Origin of the sequence: Burkholderia sp. NLJ2 (assembly GCF_049487195.1) — a bacterium.
GTDB lineage: Bacteria > Pseudomonadota > Gammaproteobacteria > Burkholderiales > Burkholderiaceae > Burkholderia > Burkholderia pyrrocinia.
Map to the genome: position 1 here is coordinate 2,225,038 of NZ_CP137808.1, position 13,633 is coordinate 2,238,670.

The following is a 13,633-nucleotide window of genomic DNA, read 5'->3' on the forward strand; positions in this document are numbered from 1 at the left end:
GAACAGCGGCGTACCGCTTACTTGCTTTCGAACATGTCCATGATCTGCTGCTTCTCCTGCGCCGTGACAGGCGGCGGCGCGAGCCCTGCCGCGCCGGCCGAGCCGAGTGCGTCGTTCGCGCTGATCGCATTCTCGGCCGGGTTGATGTCGACATTCGCGACAAAGCCGTTGCCCGGCGTGCGATCCGCGTAGAACAGTTCGCCGTCGATCGAGGTCAGCCCGTCCGGCATCGGCATCTGCTGCTCCGGCACGCCGTTCAGCGCGGTGCGCATGTAGTTCACCCAGATCGGCAATGCGAGCTGCGCGCCGAATTCACGGCTGCCGAGGCTCTTCGGCTGGTCGAAGCCCATCCACGCGACCGCGACGAGCGACTGCTGGTAGCCGGCGAACCAGCCGTCCTTCGCGTCGTTCGTCGTACCCGTCTTGCCCTGCAGGTCGCTGCGGCCCAGTGCGTTGCTACCCGCGCCCGTGCCGGCCGTCGCGACCGAATGCAGCAGGCTGTTCATCACGTACGCGTTGCGGCCTTCGATCGTACGCGGCGCCGTGCTGCCCGCGATCACCGGCTGCGACTTCTGCAGCGGCTGGCCGCGCGCGTCGTCGACTTCGGCGATCAGGTACGGATCGACCTTGTAGCCGCCGTTCGCGAACACCGCGTAGCCGGTCGCGAGCTGCAGCGGCGTCACGAGGCCCGCGCCGAGCGCCATCGGCAGGTACGGCGGCGTCTTCGCGGGATCGAAGCCGAAGCGCTGCGTCACGTACTGCTGCGCATACTGCGTGCCGATCGATGCGAGGATCCGGATCGACACGAGGTTCTTCGAACGCTGCAGGCCGGTGCGCATCGTCATCGGGCCGTCCGGCTGGTCGTCGTCCTTCGGCTCCCACGCGGTACCGCCCGGCACGCTCGGCGGGAAGTACAGCGGCGCGTCGTTGATCATCGTCGCCGGCCCCATGCCCTTGTCGAGCGACGCCGAATAGATGAACGGCTTGAACGACGAGCCCGGCTGCCGCCATGCCTGCGTCACGTGGTTGAACTTGCTCTTGTTGAAGTCGAAGCCGCCGACGAGCGAGCGGATCGCGCCGTCCTGCGGCGCAATTGCGACGAGCGCGCCTTCGACCTGCGGCAGCTGCACGACCTGCCAGCCCGTCTTGCCGTCCTTCAGCACGCGCACGATCGAGCCCGGCTTGATGCGCAGCGCGTCGTTCGCACGGGCCCCAAGCGCGGCCGACACGAAGCGCAGCCCGGCCGGGCCGATCGTCGTCGTCGCGCCACCGACGAACTGCACCTCGACCGCGTTCGGCGAGGCCGACAGCACGACTGCCGACTGCAGGTCGCCGTTGTCCGGGTGATCGGCGAGCGCGTCGTCGATCGCCTCGTCGCGGTCGTCGCCGGCCGCGGGCAGGTTGATCGACGCTTCCGGCCCGCGATAGCCGTGGCGGCGCTCGTAATCGAGAATGCCGCGACGCACGGCCTGGTACGCCGCTTCCTGATCGGCCGAGTTGATCGTCGTCGTGACGGTCAGCCCGCGCGTATAGGTTTCGTCCTTGTACTGCTGGTACATCATCTGCCGCACCATCTCGGAGACGTACTCGCCGTGCACCGCATACTGGTTGCCCGGCGTGCGCACGCGCATCTCTTCCTTCACGGCCGCGTCGTACTGCGGCTGCGTGATGTAGCCGACCTCGAGCATGCGCTTCAGGATGTATTCCTGGCGCACCTTCGCGCGCTTCGGATTGACGACCGGGTTATACGCGGACGGCGCCTTCGGCAGCCCCGCGAGCATCGCCGCTTCCGCGAGCGTGATGTCCTTCAGGTCCTTGCCGAAGTACACGCGCGCAGCGGCCGCGAAGCCGTACGAGCGCTGGCCGAGATAGATCTGGTTCATGTACAGCTCGAGGATCTGGTCCTTCGTCAGGGCCTTCTCGATCTTGTACGCGAGCAGCATCTCGTAGATCTTGCGCGTGTAGGTCTTCTCGCTCGACAGGAAGAAGTTGCGCGCGACCTGCATCGTGATCGTGCTCGCGCCCTGGCGCGCGCCGCCGTGCATCAGGTCGGCGACGCCCGCCCGCAGGATGCCGAGGAAGTCGACGCCGCCGTGCTCGTAGAAGCGGTAGTCCTCGATCGCGAGCACGGCCTTCTTCATCACGTCGGGAATGTCCTGGAAGCGCACGAGGCTGCGGCGCTCCTCGCCGAACTCGCCGATCAGCACGTGATCGGCCGTGAACACGCGCAGCGGCACCTTCGGCTGGTAGTTGGTCAGCGCATCGAGCGACGGCAGTTGCGGCGCCATCACGACCAGCGCGTAGCCGACGATCAACGCACCGACGATCGCCAGCGTGACGAACAGGCCGACGAACCACAGCGCGACGCGCGAGCCGAACGAGCGGCGGCCCCCGCCGCCGCCGCTGCGCTGTGCGCGGCGGTCGTCGTTGCGAGGGTCGCGATCGTCGTCATCGGGGTAATAGGCTCCGGACGGCGAACGGCGCAGCGTGTAGTGGGGTTCGTTCCTGTCGGAAGGAGAAGGCGGTCGTTTGATAATTGGCATGTCGGAATGGCGGGCGTACATGGCGCCCTCGAACGCATGCGGAAATGCAAGCGGATGGATCAGAGCGGGTGCATCGAGATGCGACTGTCACGTCGACAGACCCGCCGCGCGGCGATCCGTTCCCGCGACGTGACAGCGCATTTTAATGAAATCGACCGGGTGACTTCGCGATTTTTTGTAAAAATTCCCGCAACGCCGTGATTTGCGGAACGTATTGTCGGCATCCTCGGCCTATCATGGACACGCAATATGGCGCGCGCGGCCGATTTTCTTTCAATCGCGAAAGGTTTGGCATCCTGATACGCCAGCCGCTTGAACTCGCGCGTTTAAGCCGTATTTAAGTGAACCGGTGGTGTAATATCCGCCGGCTCACGCGGGTCGCAACCGGCTCGCGGCGGGCACTGCCGCGGTCACGCGGCGCCTTTCAACCACGGAGGATTTCATGTCGCTTTTCGACTCTGTTTCGCGCACGATCAAAGGCCTGCTGAACGATGCTGCCGATTCGGTACAGGATCCGTCGCGCGACGCACGGCAGATCGTGCGGGAGCTCGACGACAGCATCGGCCGTGCCGAGAATTCGCTGATCGAGATCGAGGCACAGGTCGCGACCCAGCGCAGCAAGCGCGACGCGGCCGACGACAAGGTGAAGAAGTACGAAGACGGCGCGAAGCGCGCGCTGCAGTCCGGCGACGAAGCGCTCGCACGCGAGGCACTGGCCGCGCAGTCGAACGCGGAAGCCGAGCGCGACGCGCTCGCCGCCGAGCTGACGACGCTCGAACCGTCGGTCGACAAGCTGAAGGGGCAGATCGCCGACATGCGCCAGCGCCGCAACGACCTGAACGCGCGCTCGAACATCCTGCAGGCCAAGCAGGAAATCGCGCAGGCGAAGGATGTCGCGGCCAGCGCCTTGGGCGGCATCGGCGGCACGAACCTGTCCGAGGATTTCCAGAAGCTCGAGGACAAGGTCGCGCTGCAGAACGCACGCTCGGACGCGCGCCTCAATTCGGCCGACACGTCGAGCGGCAAGGCGCTCGACGACAAGCTCGCCGCGCTGAACAAGGGCCCGTCGGTCGAGGATCGCCTCGCCGCGCTGAAGAAGCAGCTCGACACGCCCGCGCAGTAACGGCAACCGCGCCGCGGCCCGCCCGGGCGCGCGGCGCGAACCGATCGTCAGGAGACGGGCGCCCGCGCCCGGTTCGACCATGAAGAAATCTCTCGCCGCACTCGGCCTCTCGCTGATGTTGCTGTCGTCCGCCGCGTTTGCGGTACCGTCGCTGCAGCAGGTCGAGCAGTCGATCGCGCAGCGCAACTGGCAACAAGCCGACACGCAGCTGTCGCAAGTCATCGACGCCCATCCGAACAACGCGCATGCGCGCTACCTGTATGCGCAGGTACTGGACCGCGAAGGCCGCGCGTCCGACGCGCTCGCGCAACTGCAGCGTGCGAAGTCGCTCGATCCGCAATTGCGCTTCACGGACGCGTCGCACTTCGCGCAGACGGAGTCGCGCATTCGCGCCGACGTCGCGCGCGTAAGCGGCAACGCGCCGTCGGCCACACAGGCCGGCACGCTGCAGTCGTCGCTCGCGCCCGCCGTCGCGCCCGCCGAAAAACACGGCCCGTCGACCGGCATGTGGATCGGCCTCGGGCTGATCGTCGCGGTGATCGCGCTGGTGCTGCGCTGGACGCTGCGGCGTGCACGCACGGCCGACAACAGCCGCGCCGACGATGAACGCCGCACGCAACTCAAGCGTGCGACCGACGTGCTGAACGACATCCGTCCGCTCAAACTCGACGCGAAGCTGTCGACGGCGCCCGGCGCCGCGGCGTTCATGGGCGAACTCGAAGCGATCGAGACCGACGCGCGCACGCTCGTCGAGGCGCTGTCGAACGGCAAGAATCCGGTGCCGCCGTATCGCGTCGACGAACTCGAACAGCGTCATGCGAGCGTGAAGGCACGCGTCGAAGGCCGCCCCGATCCGGCCGCGCAACCCGCGCCACCGGCGAACGGCAGCGGCTCCGTGTACGCGCAGGAAGCCGATCGCATTACGGGCGCGCAAGGCCAGCCGTATCCGCAGCAGCCCTACCCGCAACAGCAGCCGCCGGTGGTGATCCAGCAAGGCGGCGGCGGTTTCGGCGGCGGGATGGGCGGGCTGCTGACCGGCGTGCTGCTCGGCGAGGCGATGTCGGGCGGCCGCGAACGCGTGGTCGAACGCGACGTGATCGTCGACGGCGAGCGACGCCGGCAGGAAACCGACCCGGGCTTCGACCTCGGCCGCGGCGACGCGTCGAACTGGAGCGACGGCGGCAGCGGCAACGTCGATCTCGGCAGCAACGACGACGGCTGGACGGACGACAACACCTGACCTTGCGCGGCGCGTCGACGTTCCCGACGACGCGCCGCAATGCACGCCACGCTCCCCCCTGCATGACCGGCCGCGCCGACGCGCGGATTTGTCAATCATTTCAAGATGGACTACCGGCAATGGGGAGCGTTCGCTATCATGCGGCCATCGGCGTGCCACCGACCCTCATTCGACGCAATGCATCCCTGCGCGTCGCGGCACGCCTCCCTTCGCCCCAACAAGGAGAAAGCCGCTCATGAGCATCATCAAGGAATTCAAGGAGTTCGCCGTCAAGGGCAACGTGATGGATCTCGCCGTCGGCGTGATCATCGGCGGCGCGTTCTCGAAGATCGTCGACTCGATCGTGAAAGATCTCATCATGCCGGTCATCGGCGTGCTGACCGGCGGTCTGGATTTCTCGAACAAGTTCGTTCTGCTCGGCACCATCCCCCCGACGTTCAAGGGTAATCCCGATTCGTTCAAGGACCTGCAGGCCGCCGGCGTCGCCGCGTTCGGCTACGGCTCGTTCATCACGGTGGCGATCAATTTCGTCATCCTCGCGTTCATCATTTTCCTGATGGTGAAATTCATCAACAAGCTGCGCAAGCCGGACGAAGCCGCGCCGGCCGCGACGCCGGAAGACACCGTGCTGCTGCGCGAGATCCGCGATTCGCTCAAGCAGCGCTGAGCGCCGCGCACCCCGCCTGCCAGGCCCGCCCCGTGCGGGCCTTTTTTATTGCGCGTGCCGTGCACCGCCCGCCGCATGCGGCCTATCTCACTTTTTTGTGACGCGCGAATGCACGTGCGGGGAAAGCAGGTCTATGATGGAGACTAAACGACAGTACGGGCGCCAAGACGCTGGCTGTGTCGATCATGGCGAGCAGGTCGACGGGAGACATTGATCGTCGTACTGCACGAATGCAGCATTTTCGTGTGCTATAAAGGATCGACATGCGGCGTACATAGCCGGGAGTGGGTCGCATGAAAGTGCCGCATTTCTTGCAATTGTTTTTGAGGCGAGTGTTTATGTCCTTCCCGAAAAAACGTCGGCGTGCCCAACAGGATGGCCAGGAGTCATTCCTCGCGGTTTTGCGCCACTCGAAACCTTTCGCCCAGCTCGACACCAAGATTGCCCGCGCCCGTGCGCAGGACGAACCCGTCCTGTACGCGCATGTGCTGCCCGGTCTCGACGTGCTCCTGTGCAGCGTGCGCGGCGCACAGCCGCCCTATCCGGCCATTGCCGAGCTGCGCAAGCGCTGCATCGAATCGATCGCCAACGCGCTCGAGCAGCCGCTGGACGGCCTCGAAAACGGCGGGTACTGGTACGAAGCGAACGGCTTCGGCTTCCTGGTATTCGCGAGCCGGGCACGCGCGCGTATCCTGCCCGAGTTTGGTGCAGGCACGAAAGCGAGCCTGCGCGGCGGGCTCGGTCGCCAGAACGCCGGCGACACGACACCACGCTCCCTCGGCTGAACCGCCAGTCATTCGATGGGCCGCCTCCGGGCGGCCCATCTGCCATTCACGCGCCCCGCGTTTCCGTCACGCGGGCTGCCGACGCCCGTTGCCGGGCCGCACGATGTCGATGAACGCGGCGAAATCGGCGCCGGCGAGCCCCTGTGCGGCGCCGAGCCGCAGCACCTGCTGCACGGTGGCCGACACGGGCATCACCGCACCCGTGTCGCGCGCCGCGTCGGCGATCGCATCGACATCCTTCTGGAACGTGCCGAGCGCGCCGATCGGCGTGTGACCGCCCGACGTCATGCGCGGCACGAACGTCTGCAGCAGCACCGAATCGGCCCAGCCGCCGGCCAGCGCCTCGGCCAGGCGCGCGGCGTCGATGCCGCTCGCCTGCGCCAGGCCGACGGCCTCGGCGATCGCGGTCACCGTTGCGGTGACGATCGCCTGGTTGCACAGCTTCGCCGTCTGGCCCGCGCCCGCGTCGCCCATGTGCGTAATGCGCGACGCGTAGGTGCCGATCAGCGGCCGCACCGAGTCGAGATCGGCCGCGCGGCCGCCGGCCATCACCGCGAGCGTGCCGGCCTGCGCGCCCGGCACGCCGCCCGACACCGGCGCATCGACCCAGCCGACGCCGAGCGCGGCCGCGCGCGCCGCATAGTCGCGCGTCGCGGCAGGCGCAATGCTCGAATGATCGACGATGCGCTGCAGGCGGCGCGAAGCCACATCGCCGGAAAGCAGCCCGTACTCGCCGAACACGACGTCGCCGACCGCGCGCCCGTCGAGCACGCAGACGAATACCGTATCGACGCGTTCAGCCAGTTCGCGCGGCGTACCGACCACCTGCGCGCCGTCCTTCACGAGCGCCTCGGCCTTGTCGCGCGAGCGATTCCACACGCTGACCCGACGCCCGGCCGCCAGCAAATGCCGAATCATCGGCGCGCCCATCAATCCCGGTCCGCAAAATCCGACTTCCACGATGTTCCTCGTCTCCGATATGGGTTGCACTTGCCGCCCATCATACCTATCACTCAAGAAGCCGGGCACGCGCGGCGCAGCTTCTGGACCGCAACCTGCACCGACGATATATGCCGATATCCCAGGGAGCGCATCATGAGCGACCACGTGTACAAGATGATCGAACTGACCGGTTCGTCGCAGCAATCGAGCGACGATGCCATCCGCAACGCGATCTCGAAAGCGGGCAAGACGCTGCACAACCTGCACTGGTTCCAGGTGACCGAAACGCGCGGCCACATCGAAGGCGACCAGGTCGTTCACTGGCAGGTCACGCTGAAGGTCGGCATGCGCATCGACGACTGACGCGCACGCCGCGTCACACGCCGCGCCGCGATCCGGATGCGCGCCATGCGCCTCCGCGCGGCGCCGCGCGCCCCGCATTCCGCCCCGTTCAGGCCCCTTGCCCAGGCCTGGCCGGCGGGTGCCTGCGGGTATCCATCTCTTGACGCTGACTTTCGTTCATATTAAAAACGATATACCCACAGTACCCCTCGATCAGCCCAGACATATAACCCGGAGAAATCATGAGTCAGCAACGCGAGGCGATCGACACGTACCTCTTGCGCGTCTTGCACACCTTGTTGATGGAGCGCAGCGTCACGCGCGCGGCCGTCAAACTGAACCAGTCGCAACCGGCGATCAGCGCCGCGCTGCGGCGACTGCGCGACATCACCGGCGACCCGCTGCTGGTGCGAGGCAAATCCGGCATGGTGCCGACCGAATACGGGCTGCGTCTGCTCGAGCCCGTGCAGAACGCACTGCGTGAAATCGAGCGCATCAAGTTCCAGCAGCACAACTTCGACCCGGCCACGTCGATCCGCTGCTACCGGATCGGCTGCCCCGACTACCTGAACGTGCTGTTCGTGCCGACCGTCGTCGAGCGCTTCCGCCTGGCCGCGCCGAACGCGACGCTCGAGTTTCACTCGCTCGGCCCCGCGTTCGACTACGAACTCGCGCTGGAAGACGGCAAGCTCGACATCGTCGTCGGCAACTGGCCCGAACCGCCCGAGCAACTGCACCTGTCGAACCTGTTCGTCGACGAGATCGTCTGCCTGATGAGCAACACGCACCCGTTCGCGAAGCGCGGCGGGCTCACGCTCGACCAGTACCTGAACGCGCCGCATCTCGCGCCGACGCCGTACTCGGTCGGCCAGCGCGGCGCGATCGACGTGCATCTCGCGCGCGAACGGCTCAAGCGCCACGTGGTCGTCACGCTGCCGTACTTCAACCTCGCGCCGTACGTGCTCGTGAAGTCGGACCTGATCTTCACGACCACGCGCCTGTTCGCCGATCACTACGCGAAGTTCCTGCCGCTGTCGGTCGTGCCGGCGCCGCTCGACTTCCCGCCGATGCAGTACTACCAGCTGTGGCACGAGCGCTGCCACTACTCCGACGAAGTGCGCTGGCTGCGCAGCCTCGTCGCCGAAGCCACCCGCACGCTGATCGAGGCGTAACGGCACACGCCGCCCGCGCCGTCGCGGCGCGGAGCAACGTGGCGACGGCCAGCGGCACGCCCGGCAAGGCGGCCGCCGACTCGCTTCTTCAGGCTTCGCTCAGCGCGATGCCTCGACCAGCGCCTGCGCGAGCGCGTTATGGCGCTCGATGACGGGCGGCAGATCGAGCGTTGCCAGCCGCCCTTCCCGCACCACCACCTTTCCGTTCACCACCGTGTACGCCGTCTGCGACGGCGCGCAGAACACCAGCGCCGCAACCGGATCGTGCAGCGCGCCCGCGAACAACGGCTGACGCAGGTCGAACGCGGCGAAGTCCGCGGCCATGCCGGGCTTCAGCGCGCCGATATCGTCGCGGTTCAGCACCTTCGCGCCGCCGAGCGTCGCGATCTCGAGCGCTTCGCGCGCGGTCATCGCATCGGGCCCGAAGCCGACCCGCTGCAGCAGCAGCGCCTGCCGTACTTCCGCGACCATCAGTGCGCCGTCGTTCGACGCGGAGCCGTCGACACCGAGGCCGACCGGCACGCCCGCGAGACGCATCTTCTTCACCGGCGCGATACCCGACGCGAGCCGCATGTTCGAGCACGGACAGTGTGCGACGCCCGTGCCGGTGCGTGCGAACAGGCCGATGCCCGCATCGTCGAGCTGCACGCAGTGCGCATGCCATACGTCGTGGCCGACCCAGCCGAGATCTTCCGCATATTCGGCGGGCGTCATCCCGAACTTCTCGCGGCTGTACGCGATGTCGTTGACGTTCTCCGCCAAGTGCGTATGCAGCGACACGCCGTACTCGCGCGCGAGCACGGCCGCGTCGCGCATCAGGTCGCGGCTCACCGAGAACGGCGAGCACGGCGCGACCACCACGCGCAGCATCGCGTAGCGGCCTTCGTCGTGATAGGACTCGATCAGGCGCTGCGTGTCGCGCAGGATGTCGGGTTCGCGCTCGACCACGGAATCGGGCGGCAACCCGCCGTCGCGCTGGCCGACGCTCATCGCGCCGCGGCTCGCATGAAAGCGCATGCCGATCCGCTGCGCGGCGCCGATGCTGTCGTCGAGCCGGCTGCCGTTCGGGTAGATGTAAAGGTGGTCGCTCGACGTCGTGCAGCCCGACTGCAGCAGCTCGGCCATCGCGGTGAGCGTCGACACCTCGATCATCTCGGGCGTCAGGTGCGCCCAGATCCGGTACAGGTTCGTGAGCCAGCCGAACAGCTCGGCGTTCTGCGCGGCCGGCACCGCGCGCGTGAGGCTCTGGTACATGTGGTGGTGCGTGTTCACGAGCCCCGGGATCACGAGGTGGCCGCGCAGGTCGAGCACTTCGTCGGCCGTGTCGGGCAGCTCGGCGGTCGGGCCGACCGCGACGATCCGGTTGTCTTCGATGTAGAGCCCTGCGTCGCGCAGCTCGCGGCGCGTGTCGTCCATGGTCACGAGCACGTCGGCGTGCTTGACCAGCAGGGTTTTCGGGCGGGATGGGGATGCGTTCGGCGCGCGTGCGCCGGCGTGCTGCTCGAGGTTCATGCGTTCTCCGCGTCGGTCTGCCCCCAGGGGCTGATCCTGGGGACGGTCACAAAGCCGTTCGAACGCTGATTCGCGGCACGCCCCGGTGCCTGCGTCCGTTCGAACGCCCTGGCCCGGTTACCCGGCGTGCTCGCCGTCTTCGGGGTACGCGCGGGCCACAGGCCGACGCGCACGGCGGGAGGATCGCCCAAGCACGCGCGGCACACAATGCGCGATCCGGAATACCGCGCTTCACGGATTCGATATGGTACGCCGCGCGCGCGTGGTCCGTCCTGCCGCCGGAGGCCCGAAACGCCCGCTGGAAGCCCTGCCGGCGTGCCGTCGACAGCCGCTCATGCGCGGCGCATTATCTTTGATATCGCGCCCGTATTTGCTCGGGGAACCTTTTTACAATGCCTGCACGGCGCTCGCTTCACCTCGCCGACGGGTATGTAGCCACGTGACGTGGAGCCTCGATCCGCCGCACGGTCAATGGATCGAGTCGCCGCCGAACCTCGCATTCACTCAAGGACACACGAATGGGAAAGCTCACTACCCACGTACTCGATACGGCGCACGGTCGTCCCGGCGCCGCACTCAAGGTGGATCTCTACGCGCTGGACGGCGAATCGCGCCGCGCGATCAAGACCGTACTGACCAATAGCGACGGCCGCTGCGACGAACCCCTGCTCGAAGGCGCCGCGCTCGCCGCCGGCGAATACGAACTCGTGTTCCATGCCGGCGACTACTTTGCGTCGCTCGGCGTGAAGGTGCCCGAACCCCGTTTCGTCGACCGCGTCGTGCTGCGCTTCGGCATCGCCGACACCGGCTCGCACTACCACGTGCCGCTGCTCGTGTCGCCGTGGTCGTACAGCACCTATCGCGGCAGCTGACATACGTATCGGCGCCCACATCAAAGACAAACGATCTGAGTCTGGAGGAGTTTCATGGAAGGCTTCATCACCGACTGGCTGAACCTCGCGCTGCGATGGCTGCACGTCATCGTCGCCATTGCGTGGATCGGCGAGTCGTTCTATTTCGTCGCGCTCGACAACAGCCTGAAACCGCCGACCGACCCGAACCAGCGCAAGCGCGGCGTGTTCGGCGAACTGTGGCACGTCCACGGCGGCGGCTTCTACAACATGCAGAAGTACACGGTCGCCCCGCCGGAAATGCCGGATGACCTGCACTGGTCGAAGTGGCCGTCGTACACGACCTGGCTGTCGGGCTTCTCGCTGTTCTTCGTGCTATACCTGCTCGCACCGAACACCTACCTGATCGACAAGAGCGTGCTCGACATGGGCCCGGTGGTCGCCGTCGCATCCGCGCTCGGCTTCCTCGCCGCCGGCTGGATCGTCTACGACTCGCTGTGCCGCATCCTCGGCACCAACGACCGCGTGCTCGGCATCTGCGTCGGCCTCTACGTCGTCGTCGCAGCGTACCTCGCGTGTCACATCTTCGCGGGCCGTGCGGCGTACCTGATCGTCGGCGCGATGCTCGCGACGATCATGTCGGCGAACGTGTTCTTCGTGATCATCCCCGGCCAGCGCAAGATGGTCGACAAGATGCTCAAGGGCGAAGAGCCGAACCCGATCTACGGCAAGCGCGGCAAACAGCGCTCGGTGCACAACACGTACTTCACGCTGCCGGTCGTGTTCGCGATGCTGTCGAACCACTATGCGATGACGTACACGAACAAGTTCAACTGGGTCGTGCTCGTGCTGATCATGCTGGCCGGCGCGCTGATCCGCCAGTTCTTCGTGATGCGTCACCGCGGCAAGCAGCTGTGGTACCTGCCGATCGGCGGCGTCGCGCTGCTGTCGGGCGCACTGGTGTGGACGATGCCGAAGCCGGTCGCACCGGAGGCGCAAGCCGCGAACGCGCCGAAGATCGTGATCAACGACATCATGCCGATCCTGCAGCAGCGCTGCGTCGAGTGCCACTCGTCGAAGCCGACGCTGATGGGCAGCGCACCCGCGGGGGTGATGTTCGACACGCCGGACGAAGTGTCGAAGAACGCGCAGCGTATCTACGAACAGGCCGTGCGCCTGAAGGCGATGCCGATCGGCAACGTCACGCACATGACCGACGACGAGCGCACGAAGCTCGCCGCCTGGTTCGAGGGTGGCGCGGTCAAGTAAGCCGCCGTGCGCCGGTTGCCGGCGCAATCCTCTCCGTTCGCGGGCCCGGTGACGGGCCCGTTTTTTTTGGTTCATCGCGGAATTCCGGCGAGCGCTCGACAGACTGTCGGCATTCGCCATGACGTGTCGCTCGCTCGTACCTTCGATCGTCGGCTCGGACGTCGGCTCGGACGTCGGCTCCATTCAGCAAGCGGTCGCTGGACTCACACTCTTATCGCACGATCAAACGGTGTGTTGACGTTGTCGCGAGGTTGGCCCAGCCGTATCGAGAACCATGTTGCGCAACACTTCGATAGCGGGACGGCCGTCGCCATGCCGATGGGCAAGATGGATGGGTACGCGCTGGGGGAACCACGGAATCGGCTTCAAGACCACGTCAGGCCCAACGATGTGGCACACACTGGCCTGCACGAGACCAACGGCGAGGCCCGCTCCGACAATGCCAAGCAAAGTCAGAACGTCGTCCGCTTCAAATCGATTGTCGGGGGAAAATCCCGCAGCGCGACAAGCCGCGAGGAATCGTTCGTGCGCCGACGGGTTGAGACTGCGACGCCGTGTGATCCAGACCCGACCGTCAAGCTGTTCCGGCAACACGCTGTCTGCCGCTGCAAGCGCATCCGATGCCGGGACTGCCAGCAGCAACGCGTCCTCGCAGACCGGTTCGCAAACCAGCCTGTCCACGTTGTCCGGTGGGGTATGCAACAAGCCAAAATCTATCTCGCGGTCGAGCAACGCGCTTAACTGCTGTGCCGAACGCAGCGATTGAAGCTGTACTTCGATATCTGGAAAGTGCCTTCTGAGGCCGCGTATGGCTGCCGCAAGTACGCCGGTGTGCACCGCAGCCTCGACATAACCGACCGTGACTCTCCCGATTTCGCCGCGGCCCAAGGCTCTCGCGCTGTTCTCCACACGTGCCGCATGAGCCAGCAGCGTGCGCGCTTCGTCAAGGAAGGCTTGCCCCGCTTCGGTCAAGAACAAGCGCTGACGGGACCGCTCAAAAAGCTGCAGTCCGAGCCGTTCCTCGAGGGCAAGGATCTGACGACTCAGCGGCGAAGCCGAGATGTTAAGACGCAGTGCGGCCCCCGCAAGGTTTTCACATTCGGCTACCGCAACAAAGCAATCGAGCTGTCGGAGATTTATCATGTCGGCCCTTTTCGGTCCGATCCATGACCGGATCAGTCCTATGC

At 66.3% G+C, this 13,633-nt stretch carries 12 protein-coding genes; 8 read left to right on the plus strand and 4 right to left on the minus strand.

The features are described from left to right. Positions 1 to 17 precede the first annotated feature (17 nt). On the minus strand, positions 18 to 2,543 hold the full coding sequence (locus R9B84_RS10210; protein ID WP_423757876.1) for a penicillin-binding protein 1A: 2,526 nt from the start codon (positions 2,541 to 2,543) through the stop codon (positions 18 to 20). A gap of 442 nt (positions 2,544 to 2,985) precedes the next feature. Between R9B84_RS10210 and R9B84_RS10215 the strand changes: the two genes are divergently transcribed. The 4 genes from R9B84_RS10215 (at position 2,986) to R9B84_RS10230 (ending at position 6,358) form a co-directional block, all read left to right on the plus strand. Beyond that, entirely contained in the window at positions 2,986 to 3,666 is a 681-nt protein-coding gene (locus R9B84_RS10215; protein ID WP_423757877.1) for a PspA/IM30 family protein, read from the plus strand. 79 nt (positions 3,667 to 3,745) lie between these two features. After that, positions 3,746 to 4,906 carry a tetratricopeptide repeat protein gene (locus tag R9B84_RS10220; protein WP_423757878.1) on the plus strand — a complete coding sequence of 387 codons (1,161 nt, stop codon included), beginning with the start codon at positions 3,746 to 3,748 and terminating at the stop codon, positions 4,904 to 4,906. A 235-nt stretch (positions 4,907 to 5,141) separates the two neighbouring features. After that, on the plus strand, positions 5,142 to 5,573 hold the full coding sequence (gene mscL, locus R9B84_RS10225) for a large conductance mechanosensitive channel protein MscL (protein ID WP_048248527.1): 432 nt from the start codon (positions 5,142 to 5,144) through the stop codon (positions 5,571 to 5,573). A 338-nt stretch (positions 5,574 to 5,911) separates the two neighbouring features. Beyond that, a complete protein-coding gene (locus R9B84_RS10230) occupies positions 5,912 to 6,358 on the plus strand; it encodes a hypothetical protein (protein WP_027784713.1) in 447 nt (148 codons plus the stop codon). A gap of 66 nt (positions 6,359 to 6,424) precedes the next feature. Here the strand turns inward: R9B84_RS10230 and R9B84_RS10235 are convergent, their stop codons facing one another. Then, positions 6,425 to 7,318, minus strand: coding sequence for an NAD(P)-dependent oxidoreductase (locus R9B84_RS10235; RefSeq protein ID WP_423757879.1), 894 nt, complete (start codon positions 7,316 to 7,318; stop codon positions 6,425 to 6,427). 135 nt (positions 7,319 to 7,453) lie between these two features. Here R9B84_RS10235 and R9B84_RS10240 point away from each other — a divergent pair, with 135 nt between their 5' ends. Continuing rightward, a complete protein-coding gene (locus R9B84_RS10240; protein ID WP_021160372.1) occupies positions 7,454 to 7,663 on the plus strand; it encodes a dodecin in 210 nt (69 codons plus the stop codon). A gap of 221 nt (positions 7,664 to 7,884) precedes the next feature. Then, positions 7,885 to 8,814, plus strand: coding sequence for a LysR substrate-binding domain-containing protein (locus R9B84_RS10245; protein ID WP_006478550.1), 930 nt, complete (start codon positions 7,885 to 7,887; stop codon positions 8,812 to 8,814). A gap of 99 nt (positions 8,815 to 8,913) precedes the next feature. Here R9B84_RS10245 and R9B84_RS10250 read toward each other — a convergent pair whose 3' ends face one another. Then, complete coding sequence (locus R9B84_RS10250; RefSeq protein WP_423757880.1) at positions 8,914 to 10,326, minus strand: 8-oxoguanine deaminase; 1,413 nt, start codon at positions 10,324 to 10,326, stop codon at positions 8,914 to 8,916. Between the two features lie 518 nt (positions 10,327 to 10,844). On the opposite strand from R9B84_RS10250, the gene uraH reads away from it, so the two are divergent. Both uraH and R9B84_RS10260 read left to right on the plus strand, forming a co-directional pair. After that, positions 10,845 to 11,198, plus strand: coding sequence for a hydroxyisourate hydrolase (gene uraH / locus R9B84_RS10255; RefSeq protein WP_047900958.1), 354 nt, complete (start codon positions 10,845 to 10,847; stop codon positions 11,196 to 11,198). Between the two features lie 54 nt (positions 11,199 to 11,252). After that, entirely contained in the window at positions 11,253 to 12,446 is a 1,194-nt protein-coding gene (locus R9B84_RS10260) for a urate hydroxylase PuuD (protein ID WP_174382098.1), read from the plus strand. A gap of 222 nt (positions 12,447 to 12,668) precedes the next feature. On the opposite strand, the gene R9B84_RS10265 is transcribed toward R9B84_RS10260, so the two are convergent. Next, a complete protein-coding gene (locus R9B84_RS10265) occupies positions 12,669 to 13,589 on the minus strand; it encodes a LysR family transcriptional regulator (protein ID WP_423757881.1) in 921 nt (306 codons plus the stop codon). Between the last annotated feature and the right edge of the window lie 44 nt (positions 13,590 to 13,633).

Bases quoted from the DNA above. Each gene is read 5' to 3' on its own strand.
- R9B84_RS10245 (WP_006478550.1), top strand. From the start codon at position 7,885: ATGAGTCAGCAACGCGAGGCGATCGACACGTACCTCTTGCGCGTCTTG.
- R9B84_RS10220 (WP_423757878.1), top strand. From the start codon at position 3,746: ATGAAGAAATCTCTCGCCGCACTCGGCCTCTCGCTGATGTTGCTGTCG.
- R9B84_RS10230 (WP_027784713.1), top strand. From the start codon at position 5,912: ATGTCCTTCCCGAAAAAACGTCGGCGTGCCCAACAGGATGGCCAGGAG.
- R9B84_RS10210 (WP_423757876.1), bottom strand. From the start codon at position 2,543: ATGCCAATTATCAAACGACCGCCTTCTCCTTCCGACAGGAACGAACCC.
- R9B84_RS10250 (WP_423757880.1), bottom strand. From the start codon at position 10,326: ATGAACCTCGAGCAGCACGCCGGCGCACGCGCGCCGAACGCATCCCCA.
- R9B84_RS10240 (WP_021160372.1), top strand. From the start codon at position 7,454: ATGAGCGACCACGTGTACAAGATGATCGAACTGACCGGTTCGTCGCAG.
- uraH (WP_047900958.1), top strand. From the start codon at position 10,845: ATGGGAAAGCTCACTACCCACGTACTCGATACGGCGCACGGTCGTCCC.
- mscL (WP_048248527.1), top strand. From the start codon at position 5,142: ATGAGCATCATCAAGGAATTCAAGGAGTTCGCCGTCAAGGGCAACGTG.
- R9B84_RS10260 (WP_174382098.1), top strand. From the start codon at position 11,253: ATGGAAGGCTTCATCACCGACTGGCTGAACCTCGCGCTGCGATGGCTG.
- R9B84_RS10265 (WP_423757881.1), bottom strand. From the start codon at position 13,589: ATGATAAATCTCCGACAGCTCGATTGCTTTGTTGCGGTAGCCGAATGT.
- R9B84_RS10215 (WP_423757877.1), top strand. From the start codon at position 2,986: ATGTCGCTTTTCGACTCTGTTTCGCGCACGATCAAAGGCCTGCTGAAC.